Genomic DNA, 6,858 nt, shown 5'->3' with positions numbered 1-6,858 from the left:
AGAACACCAGGTGATCACTCGGCAGCCAGTCGATCGGCGACGGTGGCATCAAGCTGGTCTGTCCCGGGGTCCAGGGCCGGAAGGTCTTGGGCTTGCTCATGCCCCATATTATCGACCAGATCCATTGCAGCCACTGAGATCTGGGCAGATTCAGGGGCGTCTGTGGAGCATGCGGGCGGTGATCTATGCGCGACAGGCTCCTAGGGCAGGTTGCAGGGTCTCGGCCGCGCTGCCCTGGTCGAGGTCTCTGATCCATGGATAGATCCGCTGGACCGTCGTGTCAGTACGGCAAGCCGTTCCCTCCCGGCGAAGGCGGCAGACTGGGTTCATCGGTACGGAGCAAGGAGAGGCCATGACCACGACCCTGGAGAAACCCGCCACGCTGCAGTGCGCCTGCCCTGGCTGTCACTGCACGGTGCAAGAGGACAGCCCGTTCCGCAACGGCGCCCTGCTGTTCTGCAGCGAGGTCTGCGCCAAAGGGCACCCCAACGGTGAGCCTTGCCAAGCCGGCTGTGGCTGTGAATGCCATGGCTGAATCGGCTCCACCCTCTGCGGGGCCGATTCCCCTGGAGCTGCCAGCTGGCGTGCAGCAGCTCTGCCGCTGCGGCCGCAGCCGCCATGGCTGGTTCTGCGATGGCGCCCACCTCGGCACCGGCCGGCTATTCCGCGAATTGCATCTCGAGCAAGCCTGCACGCCACCACCCCTGCCGAACCATGAACGACCTGCCCGCCTGGAATCATCTCCTCCAGCACTACGTGGACCGGGCGGGCCGGGTGGATTACGAAGCCTGGAGAACCCATCACCCCGACACCCTCAGCCGCTGGCTGGCCAGGCAATCTGCTGATACCCACGGCCGACAGGATCACATCGCCCACTGGATCAACCTTTACAACGCTTTCACAATCCAGGCGGTGCTCTCGGCCTATCCAATCGCGTCGATCCGCCCCACCCTGATCGGCCTGCCGAACTGGATCGGGTTCCTGCGATTCTTCCAGCAGCGCGTGCATCGCCTTGGCAATGAGTTATTCAGCCTGGCGCAGATCGAAAACAGGATGCTGCGCCAGCGCACTGGTGATCCCCGCATCCACTTCGCGATCGTCTGCGCCTCGTTGGGTTGTCCGCTGCTGCGTCATGAGGCCTACACGCCGGAGCGGGTGGAGGAGCAACTGGAGCAGGATGTGACCCGCTTCATCAACAACCCTGCCAAGGTGACATTCGACGCTGAGAGGGGCGTTCTGTACTGCAGCAAGATCTTCCGGTGGTACAAGGCTGATTTCCTGGCGGTGGCGCCTTCCCTGCCCGACTACATCCTTCCCCGCCTGGGCGGCGTTTCGGTACAGGATCATCAACCCCGGGTCGCGTTTCTACCCTACGACTGGAGCCTGAATCAGCGGATGTCCTCGTAGAGGCGCTTCAGGGCGGCCGGTGGCATGCCCAGACCCCAGAGCACGCCGATGGAGAGATAGATCGCAGCGGCCTTGCCGGCGCCCCAGCGCTGCACCCGCCGGTCGGAACTGATCACCACCCGGTTGATCAGCCGGATGCGTCCCTGCTTCAGCAGCCGCAGGCAGAGATCGCCGTCCTCCAGGATCGGCAGAGCTTCGTTGAAGCCACCCACCTCCCAGAAGGTTTGCCGGCGACAGATCATCACCTGATCGCCGAACAGCAGACGCAGTCCGCGCCAGTACAGGTGTGGGCGAAACAGCAATGGCGCCAGATGGGTCTTGAGCAGGTTCAGGGCCGAAATCCCCCAACGGGTGGTGTCTTCGCCACTCATCAGCGACACGAAGCCCGCCCCGGCGATGGCCTGGTCCTCCAGCACCCGCTCCGCGATCGCCACCAGATCGGTGGGAACGAGGGTGTCGGCATGCAGAAAGCAGAGCAGGCTGCCGCGGGCCTGCCGCGCGCCTGCATTCATCTGGATCGCCCGGCCCGCTACTTCGCAGGGGAACACTTCCACACCCGCCGCGGTGGCGATCGCCCGGGTGGCGTCGCAGCTGCCGCCATCCACCACCAGCACTTCGAAGGCCGGTGGATCGAGGGCATGCACATTCGCCAGCGTGCGTCCCAGGCTGGCGGCCTCGTTCAGGGTGGGAATGATGATCGACAGTGGCGCCATGCCAGTGCCTCTCATCGGTGCGGCTTCAGGAGCAGACCCCAGAAGCGATTGAACGGATGCACAAGCGTGGTGGGTTGGCCCACATGCACCAGCTGATGCCCTTGATTCACCCATTCAAACAGCCCTCCCTCCAGATTCACGGCCTTCCGGAAGCCCCGCTCCTGCAGCCGGTTCACCACGGCAGCACTGCGCACCCCCACCGCACAGCACACCAGGATCGGCCGCTCCCTCGAGGCTTTGCCCAGTGGGCCTGAGAGCGGAATCACCTCCCCATCCCCGATAGACACCGCGCCTGGGAGGCAACTCACGTTGAATTCGGCGGTCGTGCGGGCATCGAGAATCAACCAGTCGCCAGCCTGCTGCATCGCCAGGATCTTTAGCAGGCGATCAGGACGAATGGAGGGAACCGATGAATAGCGCAACCGGATCCACTGCTTCAGCCAGAACCACAGGAAGCTTCGCATCGCGAACCAGCCAGTAGCTGATCACCACGACTAGGTGCTGAATAGCAGTTGCAGCACCGTGAATCCCGCCAGACAGGTAGCGGCCAGCAATGGGATTGTGTGTAGCACGAATGAGACTCCCTGGTTCTCCTGTCTACTCACGCTGCCTGCCCCATGCGTGCCAGTGGAAGGCCGGGTGTGGAGAACAACAGACACATTCACAGATGAAGTTGTGTTGCCGATTGCGTGATGATCGCATTTCGTTGCCTTCAGGACACGAACCACCGCTAGAGCCAGCGCACGAAACCACCCACCACCGGCACTGTCAGCAGGATCAGCGGCCTGCGGGCATTGAGCGCATGGGCAGCTTCTGATGCCGTACCGGGGCCGCCGCCACCGCAGACCACCTCCACATCGGCGCTGAGCACGTTGATCACGTTGCGGGCCTTCCCCATGCCGGTGAACAGGGCCTGATCCACTTCGGCGGTGCCCTGCCTGTCGTCACCGCTTCCTTCATCGGGCAAAACCCCCACCACCAGGTGCCCCTCCACCCGAGCTGCGCCGCGGCTGGCTGCAGCCATCACCCCCGCTGGCCGGCCACCGGTGCCCAGCCCCGCTGGCGGGTCATGTTGTCAGTCCAGCCCTGGCAACGACTGGTGAGGTGAGCAGCGGGATGCAATTGGGGCCGGCGTGGTGCCTGAACCAGTGGCTGGTCATGCAGACCTTGCGGCTGCGGGTGCGTAGCAGCACCTCCTGATCGAGGTAGGGCCACTCCTCGATCGGTTGCTCCAAGGATCCACTGTCGCTCATCGACAGGATGGGCCTCAAGGTTGGGAAGCAACACCGCAAGGGATTATTTTTCAGGATCGGCCAACGAAGAGACGTCTTCTTATGAGAATTGTCCTCATCGGAGCAGCTGGGACCATCGGCCAGGCGGTTGATCAAGCCCTTGCAGAACGGCACCAACTGATTCGCGTCAGCCGCACCAGGGGCGATCAGCAGGTGGACATTGCCCAGCCGGAATCCATCCGAGCGTTGTTTGAAGCGGTGGCTCCGTTCGACGCTGTGGTCTGCGCAGCTGGGCAGGCCGCTTTTGGATCAATCGCAGACTTGTCCGATGACGACTTTCAACTCGGTCTCACCAGCAAGCTGATGGGGCAGGTCAATCTCGTCCGTCTGGGTCTGGCTTCGATCTCAGATGGAGGCTCGTTCACACTGTCAAGCGGCGTTCTGGGTCGGAATCCTGTTCCAGACAGCTGCTCGATTAGCATGGTCAATGCCGGCCTCGACGCCTTCACGCGGGCAGCAGCGCTGGGGATGCCCCGAGGGGTACGCATCAACGTGGTGTCGCCACCGTGGGTTCGCGAGACGCTGCTTGCATTGGGGCGCGATCCCACGCCAGGTTTGTCCGCTTCGGTCGTCGCGAAGGCGTACGTCGACAGCGTGGAAAGCGAGATGACCGGCGAAAGACTCGATCCACGCGACTACGTGTAAGCAGATGCTTCAGACTCCGGCTCTTGATCCTATGCTGGGGAGTCTGCTTCTAGCGCATGAAAGATGGCGCCACAGTGCTGTCCTTGGCGGCAAAGTACCTGTTGGATGGGGATTTGGATCTGGCGCTGGAGCTTGTTGGTAATCAATGTCCGATTATTCCATGGGACAGTCGGAAGGCAGCGCCTGGAGGGAGTGGAAAAGAATGAAGAAGTGCTCCTTTGCCGTCGGAACTTGTTGAGGCCAGGACCTATACACAGCTTCAGTCGCTCCAGGTGTTCCATGATGATGGTTGCATTGATCGGTACACCGGTAGAAGGCTCATGTGCCCTGCGGCGTTGTACGCGCTATCCCATGCAATGCCATTGGTGTTTCCATGCAATTGACACGCCGGTGGAGCGAGCCCTTTCCGCCCTGCGCAATCTGCGCAACGCCTTTGCCCATTCAGCAGAGTCTGCGTCTCTCGCTGATCAGAGCCGCAGCTCCCGGTTGGCAGAGATCTATGCGGAGGCTCGCACCAATCCCCTCTGGGCGCCGCGGGAAACCGTGCTGGCCGCCCAGTTGCCTTCCCCCCAGGGGAACCTCGACCCCCACCTCCGCGGCTACATCCTGTTGATCACGATTCCGGTGACCTTCCTGGAGGCCACGGCCCAGCAGCTGGAGCCCTTCAAGCCGCCGGTGGTGATGGGGTTCTCGGGTGTGATGCGCCAAAGGACCACTTGGTGAGCAGTCCTGAGGGCAATCGGCTCAGCTCCTCTCCCCTTGGGCGCTGCTGTCGCTTGTGATCTGTCCATCCTGAAGCCGCACGATCCTGTCACTGCGATGGGCCACCGCCGGATCGTGGGTCACCAGCACGATCGTGAGGCCCCGGGCATGCAGGCCGGAGATCAGCTCGATCACCTCCTCTCCGGTTCGCGAGTCGAGGGCGCCGGTGGGTTCGTCGGCCAGCAGCAGTTCCGGCTGGTTGACCAGGGCCCGGGCCATGGCCACCCGCTGCTGCTGGCCGCCGGACAGCTGGTTGGGCCGATGGGCCAGGCGATCGGCCAGCCCCACCTGCACCAGCATCTCCTCGGCCCGCTCGCGCCGTTCGGATCTGGGGGCGCCGGCATAGACCAGCGGCAGCATCACATTTTCGAGGGCGGTGAGCCGGGAGAGCAAATTGAATTGCTGGAAGATGAAGCCGATCCTGAAATTGCGGATGTCGGTCAACTCATGATCGCTTAACAGGGTCACATCTCTGGCGTCAAAGTAGTAGTGGCCGCCGCTGGGCTTTTCCAGGCATCCCATGATGGTCATTAAGGTCGATTTCCCGGATCCAGAGCTGCCCACAATCGCGGTGTAGTCTCCCCGCAGAATTGAGAGATCGATGCCATGGAGAATCTCCACGGGTTCTCCACCCATCTGATATGTCTTGCTGATCGCTCTCAGTTGCAACATCGGCGGATTCCAGTCAGGGGTCAATCACTCCGGTTTCAATCATTCCGGGGTCAATCACTGCGCAGCGCCGTTATCGGGTCGAGCTTCGCTGCCTTGCCGGCGGGATAGGCCCCGAAGAACACTCCGATCACCAGGCAGAACCCCAGGGAGAGCCCCACCGCATCCAGGGCCACACCGGCACTCCACCCGAAGGCGGCGTTGATCAGCAGGGAGGCCACAACGCCGAGGGCCACCCCCAGCACTCCGCCCACCAGCGAGAGCACCGTGCTCTCGATCAGAAACTGGCGCAGGATGTCGCTGGAGCGGGCCCCGATCGCCCGGCGGATGCCGATCTCCCGCGTCCGTTCCGAGACCGAGACCAGCATGATGTTCATGATGCCGATGCCGCCGACCAGCAGGGAAATGGCCGCCGATCCACCCAGCAGAGCGGTGAACACGCCCGCCACCGAGTTGGAGGCGTTGACCAGATCTGCCTGGCTGCGGATCAGAAAATCATCCTCTCGCGGGGGCACGATTCTGTGCCGCAGCCGCAGCAGGTTGGTGATCTGAGCCTGGGCCGCTTCCATGCTGTCGGCGCTGCGGGCCGACACGGAGATGCTGTCCACGGAGACACCGGCCTGGGCATTCACCCCCACGATGCGATTGGCCATCGTGGTGAGCGGAATGATCACCTGATCATCCTGATCGCGGAAGGAGTTGGTGCCCTTGAATTCGAGGGTGCCGATCACCGTGAAGCTCTCCCCCCGGATCCGGATCTGTTGATCCAGGGCCCCCTGCGGCGTGCTTCCCAGGCTGTCCACCACCGTTTGGCCCAGTACGGCCACCCGGGCGTTCTGCTTGAGTTCGGCCTCGTTGAAGAAGCGGCCGGTCAGGGGCAGGAAATCCCGCACCCCCACGAAGTCGGGTGTGGTGCCCACGATCGAGATGTTGGTGTTGCGCTCGGCCAGCACCACCTGGCCCCGGGCGCTCAGCATCGGCGCCACCTGCGCCACGGCTGGGATGGCGGCGGCGATCGCCCTGGCGTCATCCCACACGAGGGTGGTGGCCGACCCCGACCCCTGGGAAGCGGGGCTGCGCCCCAGGGTTGCGCCGCTCTGCACGAAGATCAGGTTCGAGCCCAGGGATTTCAGCTGGTTTTCGGTCTGCAGCTGGGCACCCCTGCCGATCGTGACCATGGCGATCACGGCCGCGATGCCGATGATCACCCCCAGCATGGTGAGGGCCGAGCGCATCCGGTTGGCCAGCAGCGACGACCAGGCCAGGACCACGCTTTCGCCCAGTTCGGCGGCTGTGCGGTCGGTGCGGCGCTGCCGCCTGACGGCTCGCCGGAGGACGGGCCCTGCTGGCTGGCTGGGTGGGGTGGGCAT

General features: G+C 63.4%; 10 protein-coding genes. 4 read left to right on the top strand and 6 right to left on the bottom strand.

The window, feature by feature from the left end; all coding sequences use genetic code 11:
• Nucleotides 1-352 precede the first annotated feature (352 nt).
• Nucleotides 353-535 carry a conjugal transfer protein TrbI gene (locus VB716_RS12085; protein WP_322758635.1) on the top strand — a complete coding sequence of 61 codons (183 nt, stop codon included), beginning with the start codon at nucleotides 353-355 and terminating at the stop codon, nucleotides 533-535.
• 179 nt (nucleotides 536-714) lie between these two features.
• Entirely contained in the window at nucleotides 715-1,407 is a 693-nt protein-coding gene (locus VB716_RS12080) for a DUF547 domain-containing protein (protein ID WP_323270607.1), read from the top strand.
• Here the strand turns inward: VB716_RS12080 and VB716_RS12075 are convergent.
• From VB716_RS12075 to VB716_RS12060, 4 genes are all read right to left on the bottom strand, one after another.
• The gene (locus VB716_RS12075; protein ID WP_323270605.1) at nucleotides 1,389-2,120 is read right to left on the bottom strand and encodes a TIGR04283 family arsenosugar biosynthesis glycosyltransferase; all 732 of its coding nucleotides are present in this window, start codon (nucleotides 2,118-2,120) and stop codon (nucleotides 1,389-1,391) included. The genes VB716_RS12080 and VB716_RS12075 overlap by 19 nt on opposite strands.
• 11 nt (nucleotides 2,121-2,131) lie before the next feature.
• A complete protein-coding gene (locus VB716_RS12070) occupies nucleotides 2,132-2,584 on the bottom strand; it encodes a rhodanese-like domain-containing protein (RefSeq protein ID WP_323270604.1) in 453 nt (150 codons plus the stop codon).
• 266 nt (nucleotides 2,585-2,850) lie between these two features.
• Nucleotides 2,851-3,144, bottom strand: coding sequence for a hypothetical protein (locus VB716_RS12065; protein ID WP_323270603.1), 294 nt, complete (start codon nucleotides 3,142-3,144; stop codon nucleotides 2,851-2,853).
• A 43-nt stretch (nucleotides 3,145-3,187) separates the two neighbouring features.
• Nucleotides 3,188-3,373, bottom strand: coding sequence for a hypothetical protein (locus VB716_RS12060; protein WP_323270602.1), 186 nt, complete (start codon nucleotides 3,371-3,373; stop codon nucleotides 3,188-3,190).
• A gap of 81 nt (nucleotides 3,374-3,454) precedes the next feature.
• On the opposite strand from VB716_RS12060, the gene VB716_RS12055 reads away from it, so the two are divergent.
• Entirely contained in the window at nucleotides 3,455-4,057 is a 603-nt protein-coding gene (locus VB716_RS12055) for a short chain dehydrogenase (protein ID WP_197156141.1), read from the top strand.
• Nucleotides 4,058-4,447: 390 nt separating this feature from the next.
• Entirely contained in the window at nucleotides 4,448-4,780 is a 333-nt protein-coding gene (locus VB716_RS12050; protein WP_322758641.1) for a hypothetical protein, read from the top strand.
• A gap of 21 nt (nucleotides 4,781-4,801) precedes the next feature.
• Here VB716_RS12050 and VB716_RS12045 read toward each other — a convergent pair whose 3' ends face one another.
• Complete coding sequence (locus VB716_RS12045; RefSeq protein WP_323270601.1) at nucleotides 4,802-5,455, bottom strand: ABC transporter ATP-binding protein; 654 nt, start codon at nucleotides 5,453-5,455, stop codon at nucleotides 4,802-4,804.
• A gap of 86 nt (nucleotides 5,456-5,541) precedes the next feature.
• A partial coding sequence (locus tag VB716_RS12040; RefSeq protein ID WP_323270600.1) for an ABC transporter permease occupies nucleotides 5,542-6,858 on the bottom strand: 1,317 nt, incomplete at its 5' end.

It is taken from the genome of Synechococcus sp. CCY9201 (assembly GCF_034931105.1).
In the GTDB taxonomy this organism is placed as follows: domain Bacteria; phylum Cyanobacteriota; class Cyanobacteriia; order PCC-6307; family Cyanobiaceae; genus CBW1002.
The sequence above is the reverse complement of the archived record's forward strand: the minus strand, read 5'-3'. Positions and strand labels throughout refer to the sequence as shown.

Bases quoted from the DNA above. Each gene is read 5' to 3' on its own strand.
- VB716_RS12045 (WP_323270601.1), bottom strand. From the start codon at position 5,455: ATGGGTGGAGAACCCGTGGAGATTCTCCATGGCATCGATCTCTCAATT.
- VB716_RS12060 (WP_323270602.1), bottom strand. From the start codon at position 3,373: ATGAGCGACAGTGGATCCTTGGAGCAACCGATCGAGGAGTGGCCCTAC.
- VB716_RS12065 (WP_323270603.1), bottom strand. From the start codon at position 3,144: ATGGCTGCAGCCAGCCGCGGCGCAGCTCGGGTGGAGGGGCACCTGGTG.
- VB716_RS12075 (WP_323270605.1), bottom strand. From the start codon at position 2,120: ATGGCGCCACTGTCGATCATCATTCCCACCCTGAACGAGGCCGCCAGC.
- VB716_RS12080 (WP_323270607.1), top strand. From the start codon at position 715: ATGAACGACCTGCCCGCCTGGAATCATCTCCTCCAGCACTACGTGGAC.
- VB716_RS12085 (WP_322758635.1), top strand. From the start codon at position 353: ATGACCACGACCCTGGAGAAACCCGCCACGCTGCAGTGCGCCTGCCCT.
- VB716_RS12055 (WP_197156141.1), top strand. From the start codon at position 3,455: ATGAGAATTGTCCTCATCGGAGCAGCTGGGACCATCGGCCAGGCGGTT.
- VB716_RS12070 (WP_323270604.1), bottom strand. From the start codon at position 2,584: ATGCGAAGCTTCCTGTGGTTCTGGCTGAAGCAGTGGATCCGGTTGCGC.